Source organism: Haloferax sulfurifontis (assembly GCF_014635105.1).
GTDB lineage: Archaea > Halobacteriota > Halobacteria > Halobacteriales > Haloferacaceae > Haloferax > Haloferax denitrificans.
Map to the genome: position 1 here is coordinate 175998 of NZ_BMCI01000006.1, position 13148 is coordinate 189145.

Annotated in this window: 13 protein-coding genes; 6 read left to right on the forward strand and 7 right to left on the reverse strand. The window is 63.8% G+C overall.

Going from position 1 to position 13148, the window contains the following annotated elements; translation table 11 throughout:
• Positions 1–356: 356 nt before the first annotated feature.
• Both IEV64_RS16160 and surE read left to right on the forward strand, forming a co-directional pair.
• On the forward strand, positions 357–1283 hold the full coding sequence (locus IEV64_RS16160; protein WP_188424466.1) for a DUF6920 family protein: 927 nt from the start codon (positions 357–359) through the stop codon (positions 1281–1283).
• 30 nt (positions 1284–1313) lie between these two features.
• Positions 1314–2189, forward strand: coding sequence for a 5'/3'-nucleotidase SurE (gene surE / locus IEV64_RS16165; RefSeq protein WP_188424473.1), 876 nt, complete (start codon positions 1314–1316; stop codon positions 2187–2189).
• A gap of 26 nt (positions 2190–2215) precedes the next feature.
• Here surE and IEV64_RS16170 read toward each other — a convergent pair whose 3' ends face one another.
• Positions 2216–2620: a CBS domain-containing protein gene (locus tag IEV64_RS16170; RefSeq protein WP_004967766.1), complete on the reverse strand. Its 405-nt coding sequence runs from the start codon at positions 2618–2620 to the stop codon at positions 2216–2218.
• A gap of 185 nt (positions 2621–2805) precedes the next feature.
• Between IEV64_RS16170 and msrA the strand changes: the two genes are divergently transcribed.
• The 3 genes from msrA to IEV64_RS16185 all read left to right on the forward strand — a co-directional run bounded on the left by msrA (position 2806) and on the right by IEV64_RS16185 (position 5424).
• Entirely contained in the window at positions 2806–3339 is a 534-nt protein-coding gene (msrA, locus tag IEV64_RS16175; protein ID WP_188424475.1) for a peptide-methionine (S)-S-oxide reductase MsrA, read from the forward strand.
• A 686-nt stretch (positions 3340–4025) separates the two neighbouring features.
• Complete coding sequence (locus tag IEV64_RS16180; protein ID WP_007276219.1) at positions 4026–4850, forward strand: ParA family protein; 825 nt, start codon at positions 4026–4028, stop codon at positions 4848–4850.
• Positions 4843–5424 (forward strand): DUF7970 domain-containing protein, encoded by a 582-nt coding sequence (locus tag IEV64_RS16185; RefSeq protein ID WP_007276220.1) that lies wholly within the window; start codon positions 4843–4845, stop codon positions 5422–5424. Before IEV64_RS16180 ends, IEV64_RS16185 begins: the two co-directional genes overlap by 8 nt.
• Before the next feature lie 665 nt (positions 5425–6089).
• Here IEV64_RS16185 and IEV64_RS16190 read toward each other — a convergent pair.
• A complete protein-coding gene (locus tag IEV64_RS16190; RefSeq protein ID WP_007276221.1) occupies positions 6090–7340 on the reverse strand; it encodes an orc1/cdc6 family replication initiation protein in 1251 nt (416 codons plus the stop codon).
• Between the two features lie 972 nt (positions 7341–8312).
• On the opposite strand from IEV64_RS16190, the gene eif1A reads away from it, so the two are divergent.
• Positions 8313–8597 (forward strand): translation initiation factor eIF-1A, encoded by a 285-nt coding sequence (gene eif1A / locus IEV64_RS16195; protein ID WP_013035036.1) that lies wholly within the window; start codon positions 8313–8315, stop codon positions 8595–8597.
• Positions 8598–8843: 246 nt separating this feature from the next.
• On the opposite strand, the gene IEV64_RS16200 is transcribed toward eif1A, so the two are convergent.
• The 5 genes from IEV64_RS16200 to IEV64_RS16220 all read right to left on the reverse strand — a co-directional run bounded on the left by IEV64_RS16200 (position 8844) and on the right by IEV64_RS16220 (position 13125).
• On the reverse strand, positions 8844–9320 hold the full coding sequence (locus IEV64_RS16200) for a YbaK/EbsC family protein (RefSeq protein WP_007276222.1): 477 nt from the start codon (positions 9318–9320) through the stop codon (positions 8844–8846).
• A 62-nt stretch (positions 9321–9382) separates the two neighbouring features.
• The gene (locus tag IEV64_RS16205; protein ID WP_007276223.1) at positions 9383–10498 is read right to left on the reverse strand and encodes an aminotransferase class V-fold PLP-dependent enzyme; all 1116 of its coding nucleotides are present in this window, start codon (positions 10496–10498) and stop codon (positions 9383–9385) included.
• A gap of 9 nt (positions 10499–10507) precedes the next feature.
• Positions 10508–11857: a M20 family metallopeptidase gene (locus IEV64_RS16210; RefSeq protein ID WP_188424477.1), complete on the reverse strand. Its 1350-nt coding sequence runs from the start codon at positions 11855–11857 to the stop codon at positions 10508–10510.
• 158 nt (positions 11858–12015) lie between these two features.
• Entirely contained in the window at positions 12016–12453 is a 438-nt protein-coding gene (locus IEV64_RS16215; RefSeq protein ID WP_007276225.1) for a type IV pilin domain-containing protein, read from the reverse strand.
• Positions 12454–12693: 240 nt separating this feature from the next.
• Positions 12694–13125, reverse strand: a complete 432-nt coding sequence (locus tag IEV64_RS16220; protein WP_188424479.1) for a type IV pilin domain-containing protein — start codon at positions 13123–13125, stop codon at positions 12694–12696.
• Positions 13126–13148: the final 23 nt, after the last annotated feature.

Consider the following 13148-nt stretch of genomic DNA (forward strand, 5'->3'; position numbering starts at 1 on the left):
GTTCGGCGGCGAGCGGAGACGGCGGCCCGGTGGCGGCGGTCCGTATCGCCCGCGGCGGTCGCGGCGGTCGGCGACGGGAGGACCACCGACGGTGGCGGAGACGTATCTTCCGAAAACAGGCGCATTAACGGGAGATTAACCGCGATGTCGGCGGGTGCCCGGCGTGCCGGCCGCATCGGTTCGGTGCGCATTCGTTCGTTAGTACGAACTTAATTACATAAAGTCGTCGTTTGAATTATATTCACGCGTTCGTGAGAGTCTCGGATGTTTGAACGTCTCGTTGACAGGAGTTTGGTCGATACCGACTCGCGAGAACGACGACGAGGCTCATATCCGTCTCACTCGTATCGGCCGGTATGGAACGGAATCGAACGCTCGGACGACTCGGCATCGCGGTTGCCGGCGGCGCACTCGCCGTCGGCGTTCTCCTCGCCGCAGTCCGGGTCCTGACCGACGACACGGCCGCCCGACTGCTGGATACGCTCCGGCGGGAGCGCGCCGAATCGGCCTCGGACGTCGCCGGGACGGGGGCTGACACACCGGATACCACCGACCTTCCCGCCCCAGTCCGGCGGTATCTCGAACGCGTGCTTCCCGACGAACCTCCGCTCGTTCGGTCGGTTCGGCTCCGTCAGACGGGCGAGTTCAGACTCGGCGACGCGGACTCGCCGTGGAAGCCGATGACGGCGACCCAGCACTACACGGTCGACCCGCCGGGGTTCGTCTGGGACGCCCGAATCGACCTCGTGCCGTTCCTGTCGGTTCGAGTCGCCGACGCGTTCGTCGGCGGCGCGGGGACGCTCGAAGCGACGCTCCTCTCGGTGGTCACCGTCGCGGACGCCCCGCGGTCGCCCGAGTTGGACGAGGGCGAACTCTCCCGATACCTCGCCGAGATGGTCTGGTTTCCGACCGCGTTTCTCCCCGGCCACGGCGTCAGCTGGGAGCCGAGAGACGACCGTTCGGCCCGCGCGACGCTCTCCCACGGCGGGTCGACCGCGACCGTCGTGTTCCACTTCGACGAGATCGACGAGATAGCGCGGGTCACCGCGGACCGGTGGCGCGAGACGGGGCACGGCGAGTACGAGCGGCGTCCGTGGACGGGACGGTTCCGCGACTACCGCGAAGTGAACGGGATTCGGGTCCCCGCGGCGGCCGAAGTGGCGTGGACCCTCCCGACGGGCGACCTGCCGTACTGGCGGGCGACCATCGACGACGTGGAGTACGACCCGTTTGCGACGGCGGGACGGGAGTCGGCGACGCCGTCGGCTCAGAATCCGGAATAGCTACGGCGACCGGCGGAAATTCACGACCCGATGACCGACTCCCCGTCTCCGCTTCGAATCCTCCTCACCAACGACGACGGCATCGACGCGCCCGGCATCGCCGCCATGCGCGAGGAACTCACCGCCGTCGGCGACGTGACCGTCGTCGCGCCCGCCGAGAACCAAAGCGGGGTCGGCCGCGCCAGAAACGAACGCGCGGTCCGCCGCGACCACCCGTGGGGGTACGCCCTCGAAGGCACCCCCGCGGACTGCGTCGCCTACGGCCTTCGCGGCCTCGACGCGGACTTCGATATCGTCGTCTCCGGTATCAACGACGGCCCGAACGCGGGCAACTACATCGTCGGCCGGTCGGGCACCGTCGGCGCGGGCGTCGAGGCCGCGTTCCTCGGGACGCCGGCCATCGCCGTCTCCAGCTACCACGCGCGGGACTTCTTCTGCCACCCGCCCGAGGAGTACGACTTCTCCCGCCCGGCGCGAGTCGCCCGCGCCCTGACCGAGCGCGTCTTCGGCACCGACGTGTTCGACGAGGTCGACCTCCTGAACGTCAACGCCCCGGCAGACGTGCCGAGCCCCCGGATGCGCGTGACCCGACCCTTCGCGGACTACGACCAGCAGGTCGACCACCACGCCGACGCCGCCGCGCTCCCGGACGGCGACCGCGAACACGACCTCGACGACGGCGAAGTCTACGTCCGACTGCAGGACATCTCGTGGCCGGACGCCGTCGGCTTCGAGAACCCGTTCCCGCTCGACGACGAACACCGCGACCGCTATCCGGTCGGGAGCGACCGCCGCGCGATGGTCGACGGCGAGGTGAGTGTCTCGCCCCTCGCGGTCCACCACGGCCACGCGACGGACCCGCGGCTGGCGAGCATCGTCGAGAGCCTCTCCGAGCAGGTGGAGTAGCGCGGAGTCAGGCAGAAGAGACTGCGTTACGACCGCGCCAACTGTCCGGTCTGCGAGAGGTACGCGGCGAGGTCCGACGTGGCTATCATCCCGATGACGCCTTCCTCCTCGTCGACGACGGGCATGTGGTGAAAGCCGTGTTCGGTCATCGACTCCGCGACGGAGAGAATGGAGTCCTGTGCGCCCGCGGTAATCACGTCGGTGGTCATGTACCGCTCGACGGTCGTCTGCGCTTTCGGCTGGCTCTTGGCGACGATGTCGACGAAGTCGGTCGTCGTCAGGATGCCTTCGAGCCGGTTGTCCTCGTCGACGACGATGACCGAACTGATGTTGTTGTCGAGAATCAACTGCGCCGCGTCTTCGACGAGCGTGTCTGGGGTGACCGTGTGGAGGTTCGTGGACATGAGCCTCGCGACGAATACGTCTTCCATGGTAATTGCTGACAGACAGAGCGGATAAATGTTGGCTTCGCGTACAGTTTGGTCGGGAAAACTCGCGTACGTGTCCGGGACTCGCTCGTCAACCACCGCTGGGTTCGCGGTCGTCGGCGAGGGCGGGCCCCGGCCGCGACTGCCCCCGCCGCGGGGCTTAATTCCTCGGCGACGTAACCGGGGCTATGGGAAGCACACAGACTGCGACGTTCGGCGGCGGCTGTTTCTGGTGCGTCGAGGCCGCGTTCGAGGAACTCGACGGCATCAGCGAGGTCACGTCGGGCTACGCCGGCGGCGAGACGGAGAACCCGAGCTACGAACAGGTCTGTTCGGGGAACACCGGCCACGCCGAAGTCGTGCAGGTCGAGTACGACCGCGCAGTCGTCGGCTACGACGAACTGCTCGACGTGTTTTTCGCGGTCCACGACCCGACGCAACTCAACCGACAGGGGCCGGACGTGGGGACGCAGTACCGCTCTATCGTCCTGTTCCACGATGACGAACAGGAGCGGCAGGCGTCGGCCTACATCGAGGCGCTCGACGAGGAGTACGACGACGACGTCGTCACGGAGTTGGTCCCGCTGGGGACGTTCTACGAGGCCGAGGAGTACCACCAGGACTACTTCGAGAAGAACCCCAACGACGCGTACTGCCAGTTCCACGCGAGCCCGAAAGTCGAGAAGGTCCGCGAGAAGTTCGCCGACAAACTCGCCAACTGAGTCGGACGCGACCGCCGAGAGGTACACCACTATGTCCGCAGTATCCTCGGTCGAGCGACACTGAATACCCATTTTCTTCGGTGCCGGGCGAATCGGATACCGGCCGGCGACGACGTCCGAACAGTGGAAACCGGACGGACTGTGAGGGCGGCGCGGACAGTCAACGCAGTCTCGACAGTTAGAGCAGTTCAGACGGCGCGAACAGCGGAGGCAGTCGAAACCGCCCACGCGGCGTGCACCGCTCGCGAGGTTCGCACGGTTCCCGAGTTTTAGAATCCACAGACATTCTGCAAATTGTAGAAATTGTGGAATCTATAGACGGTCTGTACCGCGGGAGATTCGTGCATTGCGAGAACATCAAAGAGTTCTGACGATGTTCGAGAATCGGACACGTCGAACGAAGCGGAGACTGTTCAGGTCGGAACGGAGACGAGTCACTGGGCGTGAATAGGCGGTTTTACAATTTTTAGAAATTTTGAAAATTGTAGAATGTATAGAATGTAGAAGCAGTCCTAACGGTTCAAAAGTCGTGGATAAAATTATGTGGCACGCCGCGGAAGGTCAGTTCGAGCCCTCAAATGTCCGCACAGCTCGCAATTCAAACGGAGTTTGCACCGCTCAGACAGCAGACACAGCGTACACTGTGTACAATTTGTGGAAATCGCTCCTCGACGGGGGGCCGATAAGTGTCGCGAGCCGTGAGCGTCTCCCTCCAGAAGGGAGGGGTTGGAAAGACGACGATTGCCATCAACCTCGCGGACGCGCTCGCCGCGCGGGGCAACGACGTGCTGTTGGTCGACCTCGACCAGCAGGGGAACGCGACCGAGGGCGTCGGACTGAAAGACGCCTACGAGTCGTCGGAGCCGAACATCGGCGACGTGCTGACCGACGACGACCCCATCGACGTACACGAGGTGATACGCGACCGCGAGAGCTTCGACGTGCTTCCCTCGCACGTCGACCTCGACGACATCGAAGACCGCGTTCGGAACTCGACGTTCGGCGTGCTCTGGGTCCGCCGCCGAATCGTCGACCCGCTTCTCGGCGACGACTACGACTACATCGTCATCGACTCGCCGCCGAGCCTCGGCCCGCTGTCCGACGCGGCGCTCATCGGGACCGGGAACGTCGTCGTCCCGCTCCTCATGAGCGAACCGAGCGTGAGCGGCTTCGAGCGGATGTTCGAACAGCAGATCGGGCCGATTCGCCGCGAGGTCGACCTCGACATCCTCGCCATCGTCCCGAACGACCTCACGGGGAACAACGAGGAAAAACGCATCATCCGCGACCTCGAAGACTCCCCCTTCGAGCGGTTCATCCCGCCGTTCGCCCACTCGGACCTGTTCGACGACCCCGACTCGAAGGGACCGGGAATCAGACATCGAATCGCGTTCAGTCGCGCCTGGCGCGACGGGAAGACGCTCCGGGAGTACGACCCGTCGAACGACATGTTGGACCGACTCGACCAGCTCGCGGAAATCGTCGAGCGCGGAGGGACGAACGATGCCTAAGGAGAACCGATTCGCCGGCCTCGGCGAGGCGATGGAATCTGAGTCAGAGTCCGACGACGAGGAGATTCCGGACGAAACCGCGTCCGACGCGCCCGAGACGTCAGATGCCGAACCGGTGGTCGAGTCTGAGACCGCGGACGAATCCGAGTCGGAAGGCGCGAGCGAGGAATCGGATGGCGGCGACGAGAAGCAGGGTGACGGCGAAAGTGACGAAGGCGAAGAGCCAGACGAAAGCGACGAACTAGGCGAAAGCGAGAAACTCGACGAGGCCAAGGAAGCGGCCGAGTCGGACACGGGAGAAGAGAGCGCAGTCGCCGACGAGACGAAACAAGCGACGAAAGCGGAGGGCGGCCCGGCGTTCGAGTTCGAGGCGACGACCGCAAAGAGCATCTACGTCCGAACCGCGACGCTCGACCGACTGGACGACGCCGAGTTCGAAGTCGAGTCGCTCCTCCGCCGGGAACACGACGTGCGCGACCTGACCGGCCGCGAGTTCCACGACGCACTCGTCCGCGTCGCCGCCGAGTACCCCGAGGAAATCGCCGACGCCGTCCTCGAAACCCGCGACGAGTGACGCGCGGCGGCCCAGCGAGCGAGACGAGTAAACGGGGAACGGTTCGGGGCAACGATTTCGCGCGCGAAGAGCGCGAGGAAGGAAAGCCGAGTAGCTGTTCGAACACCCGAAGAACAGCGGACAACGTGGTGTTCCAGACGGGAGGCTCCGTCCGAGTATCGGGACAGTCGGTGACGAGTGAGTTCGGAGCTGAGACGAACGACAGTCGAACACCGTCGCGTCCGCTGTTGTCGCAAACGCGATTTCACGGGCAGATTACGCGCGTCGAAAGGCGCGACGCCGAACACCAGCATGTCCGCTGTTATCCCGATAGAAGCCACGAATAGAGGCGCTATCGCTGAGATAGGACGTCGTGGACGGATTGGTACACCACAATGTCCGCTGTTCTAGTAAGCGGCGAAAATAGCCGATTACCGCGGACATGGTGGTGTTCAAAGCGGTCGGAAACCGGTCTCAAAGAGAACTCGGTGCGTCCGACGAACGCTCGTTTCGAGACGCGCGTTACGAGAGTTACTCAATTAGTAGTCAGTTCCGCGCGGAACAGGCAGTGTCACAACGCGGGGGAGAACCGTTTTGTCAGTCCGTAACGCGCAGGAGAGCACCGCTCCGGCGACCGGACGCGAAACCGACACCACGATGTCCGCAGTAATCGCAGTCGATGTCGCCTACTGCTCGATGAAGTCGTCGAGCGTGCTCGTCTTCTCTCCGTCGAGGAAGGGTTCGACCGTCTCGTGGACGCCCACGAGTTCGATGGTATCGCGCATGGCCGAGACGATGAGCCCGACGTCCATATCGAGGGCGTACTCGCGGTACGTTCCGCCGCGACGGCCCTCGTTTCGCTCGGTGACCGAGACGATGCCGAGCATCGCGAGTTCGCTGAGGTGGTCGCGCATCCGTCGCGGGACGAGCGGGTCGCGGTTGGCGAGTTCGGTAAAGCGGGTGTAGCGGGGGCGAACGTCGCGGGAGCGAATCGGCGTCTCGTCTTCCAGTTCGAGCGTCAAAAGCGAGTAGAGGACGAGATGGCCGTGTTCGGTCAGACCGTTGATGCCCTCTTTGATGCGGCCGCGTTCGAGGGCGCGCCGACCGCGCTTGACGTGTTCTTCCTCGATGCGGTCGGTGTCGTCGTCGCGGGCCAAGTCGCCGGCTTTCATCAACAGGTCGATGGACTGGCGGGCGTCACCGGCGTCTTTCGCGCCGTAGGCGGCACAGAGCGGAATCACCTCGTCGGCGAGCACGCCCTCGCGGAACGCCACTCTGGCGCGCTGTTCGAGGATGGCGCGGAGGTTCTTCGCGTTGTACGCGGGGAAGTGAATCTCCTGTTCGCACAGGGAGCTTTTGACCTTCGGCGAGAGGTCGTCGCGGAACGAGAAGTCGTTGGAGATACCGATGAGGCCGACCTTCGCCGCGTCGAGGTTCCCGTTAGCCCGCGCTCGCGGGAGTTGATAGAGGATGCTGTCGTCGTTGACGTGGTCGATTTCGTCGAGGACGATGATTATCGTCCCGCCGCAGTCGTCGAGTTCCTGCCAGAGCATCTCGTAGACGGAGCCGAGCGGGTAGCCCGTCGTGCTGATCTGGTTCGACTCCGACCGGAACTCGTTGACGAGTCGAGTGGCGATTTGATACGAGCTCGTGAGTCCGTCGCAGTTCAGAAAGACGACGGTGAGGTGGATGTCGTCGTAGTGGCTCGCGTCCTCGCGGAGGTGACCGAGTAGGTACCGCGACGCGGCGGTCTTGCCGACGCCGGTCTTCCCGTAGAGGAAGATGTTGTTGGGCTGTTCGCCGTTGATGACCGGCTGGAGTGCGGCCTGAAACGTGCGGAGTTCTTCGTCACGCCCCACGAGTTCCTCGGGCTGGTAGTCCTCCCGGAGGGCGTCCCTGTCCCGATAAATCTCGGTGTCCCGCTCGAATAGGGGCATACAACCACGGTTCGACCACTTCATTGATAAAACCACCGCGTCCGCAGTGTCCGCTGTTCTCGTCCTTTATATAGATTGGCGGAGACACACCCCCTCCACTTTGTCCGCTGTTCTGGGAGACGAGGGTGACAAGTGGTTCAACTGGACGCTTCCGCTTGTTTTTAATTAGAGAAAGATTTATTATACTGCAATTTAAACTAAGTCCGTAATACAGGCAATTATTATAGTTGTATGGGGGCTGTCTGCGGACCGCTCTTTTCGTTCACGGCTTCAGAGCTATAAACTAACCCGACTGGTCGGAACCCGACGGTAGAGAACCGACTCACGACGATGGGGGGTACCGCCCCTCACCGAGAACAGCGGACAAAGTGGTGTGAGTGTTCCTCGTCTCACGCCGTCTCGTCCCCCCGTTCACACTCGCCGAGAACAGCGGACAACATGGTGTCTGTGTCAACACTCACCGAACGCTTCTCGACCGCTCGTTGACACGGGCCGTCACACAACCGCGCGGTTAGTCTCGTCCGGTCGAGTCGATCGACTTCTTCGCTCGCCTTCGACTCCCGACGGAATCTGTTCTCCGTGACTCTGCGAAACTCTGTGAATCGGTGAAAGCGCCTTCTCAGGAGATGAGACGTCGAATAACTGCGGACAAAGTGGTGTTGTAGGGGAACCATCGAGACTCTCGTCGCACCCGCCCTCGCTCTCATCGACGACCCAGCGATGCCCGACCTCTAACATGACTAACCTCACATGGCTCTCCGCTAACATGATTCGCCACGAACGAGACCTCCAACGGAACTCGGACGACCCGTGTGGGTTGTACCCATGAACCACTCTCCCTGCTACCGGCCAATCTGTCGAAAAACAGCGGACAACGTGGTGTTCGAAACTACAGTCTCCCAGTTTCAACGCCGTGACATTTGGTATCACGAGTATCCGATAAGTTATCCGTCTCCGTCCCCGAGCAAGACTGTGAGTGAAAATCAAGGGCGTCGAAACCTTCGAATGCCCAACGACAACGAGCTGTTCGCAGTCGTCACAGAGCACAACGGTGGCAACCACGTCCGAATCCGCTGTGAAGACGGAAAGAACCGAATGGGCCGCATCCCCGGCCGCATGAAGTACCGCACGTGGATTAACGAGGGCGACGTCGTGCTCGTCGAACCGTGGGACTGGCAGGACGAGAAAGCCAACATCGAATGGCGTTACACCGGCGAGGACGCGGACCAGCTTCGGCGCGAAGGCCACATCCAGTAATCATTTTCTCCGAAAGGAGAGTTTATCTTACTCGACGCACCAGCCGCGGCGCTCCGGCCGTCTCGCAGTAGTTCTGCGGCAGTTTCACCGTTTCTCTCCGGCGATGCGAACTCCGTTCCGACGGTGAAGAACAGCGGACATAGTGGTGTTGTGCTCGTCGCGGTCGGTGGTGGAACGTGCCGGGTGTCGGCCTTGATACCGCTCCTGTCTCGGAAGTACGGCTGGATGCCGCATGCCGCTCTTGTCTCACTCGAACACGTCGATGAACCGCGGTTCGGAGAGCGCTCGTAGGTCGTCCGGCGTGAGCCGGAACACCGCCTCGGGCGTCCCCGCGGCGGCCCAAATCCGGTCGAACGACTCGAACGTCGGGTCCGCGAGGACGGGACAGTCCGTCGCGTGGCAGGTCGGCGGTACGCCGCCGATGCTCCAGCCGGTCGCCTCTTTCACTTCGTCGGGGTTGGCGCTTCGAACCGAGCCCTGTTCGACGCCGAACTCGGAGCCGAGCGAGCCTTCGTCGACGCGGTTCGCACCGCTCGTGAGGACGACGACCGTCTCGTCGCCCACGCGCATCACGATGCTCTTGACGATTTGGGCGACGTCACAGCCGACAGCCGCCGCCGCGTCATCGGCCGTCTTGGTTCCCTCGGGGAACTCCTCGATGGTCGCTTCGAAGCCGTGAGAATCGCGTATTTGGTCGGCGAACTTGCGTGCCGTGGGATGCATGCCCAGGGCTTCCGCGTCGGTGGATATGAACGTTTACCGCCGTGGCAGATACTGCGTTGAGCCTACCACTCCCCGTCGAGTCCGTCGCGAAGCGCCGCCACGTCCGACTCGTCGTTGAAGTTGTGGAACGACGCGCGGACCGCCGTCGGCTCGGGAAGCGTCCGGACGACCACTCCCGCCGACTTGAGGCGTTCGACCGTTCCCTCCGGGTCGGAGACTTCGAACGAGACGAGCCCCGATTCGGGGTCGTGCGGACTCAACAGCCTGCCCTCGGGGACGGTTTCGATAAACTGGCTCGCGAGGTCGCGAACGTGTTCTTCGGTCCGGTCGAGGCCGAGGCGCTCGGCGATATCGATAGCCTCCCTGAGCGCGACGTGCGGCGCGGGATTGGTGGTCCCGACCTCGAAGCGCTTGGCCCCCGGCGCGAAGTCGAGGCCGTCGGCGTTCGGCTCCGTGACGCCGCGGTAGCCGACGGCGTGGGGTTCGATGTCTTCTGCGACCTCGCGTCGGACGTAGAGGAAGCCCGCGCCCCACGGTCCGAGTAGCCATTTGTGACCCGCGCCGGCGACGATGTCTGCCCCCCAGTCCTCCACGTCGACGGGGTACTGGCCGAACGACTGGACCGCGTCGACCACCGACAGCGCGCCGGCGTCGCGGGCGATATCGGCGAGTTCGGCCACGGGGAGTCGCGTCCCGTAGTTCCACGTCAGAGCGCTGAAACAGACGAGTTTGGCGTCGGCGACGGCCTCGGCGTACTGGTCCATATCGAGCCGCCCCGCCTCGCTCTCGACGACGCGGACCTCGACGCCCTCGCGTTCGAGTCGTCGCCACGGGAGGATGCCCGCCGGGTGTTCGAGGTCGGTCCGGACGACCACGTCGCCCGGCTCCCAGTCGAGTGCGGTGGCGATGCGGTTGATGCCGTCGGTGGTGCTCTGGGTCAGCGCCACCTCTTCGGTCTCGGCGCCGATGAACGCGGCCACGTCCTCGCGGACGGCCTCGTAGGCGTCGAACGCGGCCGGGTAGGGACCGTCGTCGCCCGGCGACTCGTACTCGTGGTATTCGAGGAACTCGGTCGCGCGCTCCACGATGGGGCGCGGACTCGGGCCGTGCGCGCCGGTGTTGAGATACGTGACGTCGTCGAGGGCCGGAATCGTCGTTCGGAGTTCGTCGGGTGTCATGGTGAATTATCAGGTGTTTGTGGAGTTATCTTCTCGTCGGTCCCACCGCGAAGGAGTCGTGTCTGCTGGTGTCGCGTCCGTCGAATCAAACGTTCCGGTACCACTATCGAATTGCCGCAATAGCTCGTCGGGCAGGCGGGCGTACACCTCGGCGTTGCCGACGAGCGCGTCGACCGTGGTGAACTCGTCGGCCGCGTGGGCCGTCTCGGTCCCGAGTCCGAACTCGACGGTCGGAACGCCGGCGTTCCGCATCCGTTTCGCGTCGCCGCCGCCGGTCGCGCTCCGGCGGTAGACGCGCCCGCCGGTGACGCTCTCGGCGACCGAGACCACGGCGTTCGCCAGCGCCCCATCGGGGTCTTCGAACGTCCCGACCGACCAGTCGGCGTCCGAAATCTCGACGCCGTCGTGACCGTCGACCACGTCTCGAACGGCGTCGAGCACCGCCTCAGTCTCGACGCCCGCCGTCACGCGAATATCGAGGTTCGCCCGCGCCGCGGCGGGAACGACGTTCACCCGGTCGCCGCCCGAGAGGACGCCCAGATTGGCCGACGGCCGCTCGAACAGCTCTCGCGCCGCGTCCGCGCCGAACCGCGGCGCGTAGTACTCGACGGACTCGTCGACGAGCGCCCGCACCGCGGGGTCGAGGTCGAACCGGACGTCGGCGAGCGTCGATTCGATGTCGCTCACGGCGCGGTAGAGTCGGTGAATCGCGTTCTCGCCGAGCATCGGCCGGGAGCCGTGGGCGGCGGTCCCCGTCGCTTCGAGTTCCAGCCAGATGCTCCCCCGGTCGGCGACGGTCACCGAGTGGCGGTCGCTCTCGCAGGTCGTCTCGCCGATGACGCAGGCGTCCGCGTCGAGCCCGCGCCGGTCGAGAAGCGTCGGCATCCCCGCGCTCCCGGCGACTTCCTCGTCGCTCACGAACGCGAACACGAGGGTCGTCGCCGGCACCGTGTCGGTTTCGACGTACGCCTTCGCCACCGCGAGCATCGCGGCGACTGCCCCTTTCATGTCGGTCGCGCCGCGCCCGTAGAGCCGGTCGCCCTCCCGCTCGCCGAGCGGGTCGCGCGTCCACTCGCCAGCCTCGAACGGGACCGTATCGAGGTGCCCCAGCAAGACGAGCGTCCGGTCTGTCGCACCGGGGAGCGTCGCCACGAGATTCGGCTTCGTCGGGGCCGAGGCGACGCGCTCGGTCTCGATGCCGAGCTCCGAAAAGAACGATTCGACCCACGACGCGAGTTCCCGCGTGTCTCCCGGCGGGTTCTGCGTGTCGTGGCCGACGAGCCTCGACGCGAGGTCGACGACGTCCTCGCGGTGCTCGCGGAGGGAGGCGACGACGGCTGTCAGCTCTGGTTCGGACATGGGAGTTCTATCCGAACGTACGTACCGCGGACGAATAAGTTTGTGCTAAAAATACAATACTGATGGGAGATGCGGATCTCCTCTGTAGCGTGGTTCCGAAAGAAATCAGTGCTCCGGGCCGGGGTTGATAGAGCTCGTTGCCGATTCTGCCATCCGGCTTAGGCGTTGTAGGTCCACCGCTGGAGGGTCGCGGAGTTGGAGCCGGATTCGGAGGTCCAGACGACGCGGACGGTTTCACCAGATTCGAACGAGTCACCTGTCGCTCCAACGGTAACCGAGCTCCCTGCCGATATCTCAGTCGCAGTCGTATCGATTTCGTTCCAGGCGTCTCCGTCTTCATCGATCGGTCCTGCGATGGTCACGCGAGCCGGGTCGATTGAAGCGCCGCTCTCGTGGGTGATGACGAGATCCCCATTGCTACTGTTGTGGGCGAACGCGAAGCTCACCTGCGGAGCGGTGTCGCCGACTTGGTCGCCGAGACCGAGGACGAAGGTGCCGATGACGGCCGCGAGGATGACGGTGATGGCGACCATGAGGATGACGCCGATGACCGGCGAGACTGCGCGGGACTCCGTGAACATTGTCTTGATTTGCATAGTTGTGTTTCTCCTAGGTGTGCCGGACGAGAGGCGACCGTTGAGAAAAATTCGAATCGGTCCTCCAACGCCTGCGTTCTAACCTAACAGATAGTCTGACGTTCTCCGAAGCTATAAACTAGTACTGAGAAGGTGTTTCACGTCTCATGCGTGTTCCGTACCACCATCGGAGCGCGCTGTCGCTCTCGGGGGAACGTCCGGAAAAATCGAGGTTCGGTTGGCTGTGTCGCCGCGGACCGTTCAGCGCGTGTACGTCTGCAGGGTCGCGGAGTTCGAGCCGGACTCGGAGGTCCAGACGAGGCGCACTTCGTCGCCGTCGCTGAGATCAGAACCGAAATCGACGGCGATAGTGTCACCGGCGTTCATGTTGTCGTCGCTGTTAGCGTCGCCGGTAGTTTCGTCGGTCACACTCGCATCCGAGTTTTCGGACACGCTCAGCCGTTCGAAGGGGATGGCGTCACCGCTTTCGTGCGTGATGGTCAGAATGTTCGAGTCATCGTCGTAGTCGAAGCTGAAACTCGCCTGCGGGGCGGTGTCGCCGACTTGGTCGCCGAGACCGAGGACGAAGGTGCCGATGACGGCCGCGAGGATGACGGTAATCGCGACCATGAGGATGACGCCGATGACCGGCGAGACTGCGCGTGATTCGCTAAGGAATTTCTTGATATCCATTGTTCTACCCAGGACCGGCCTCA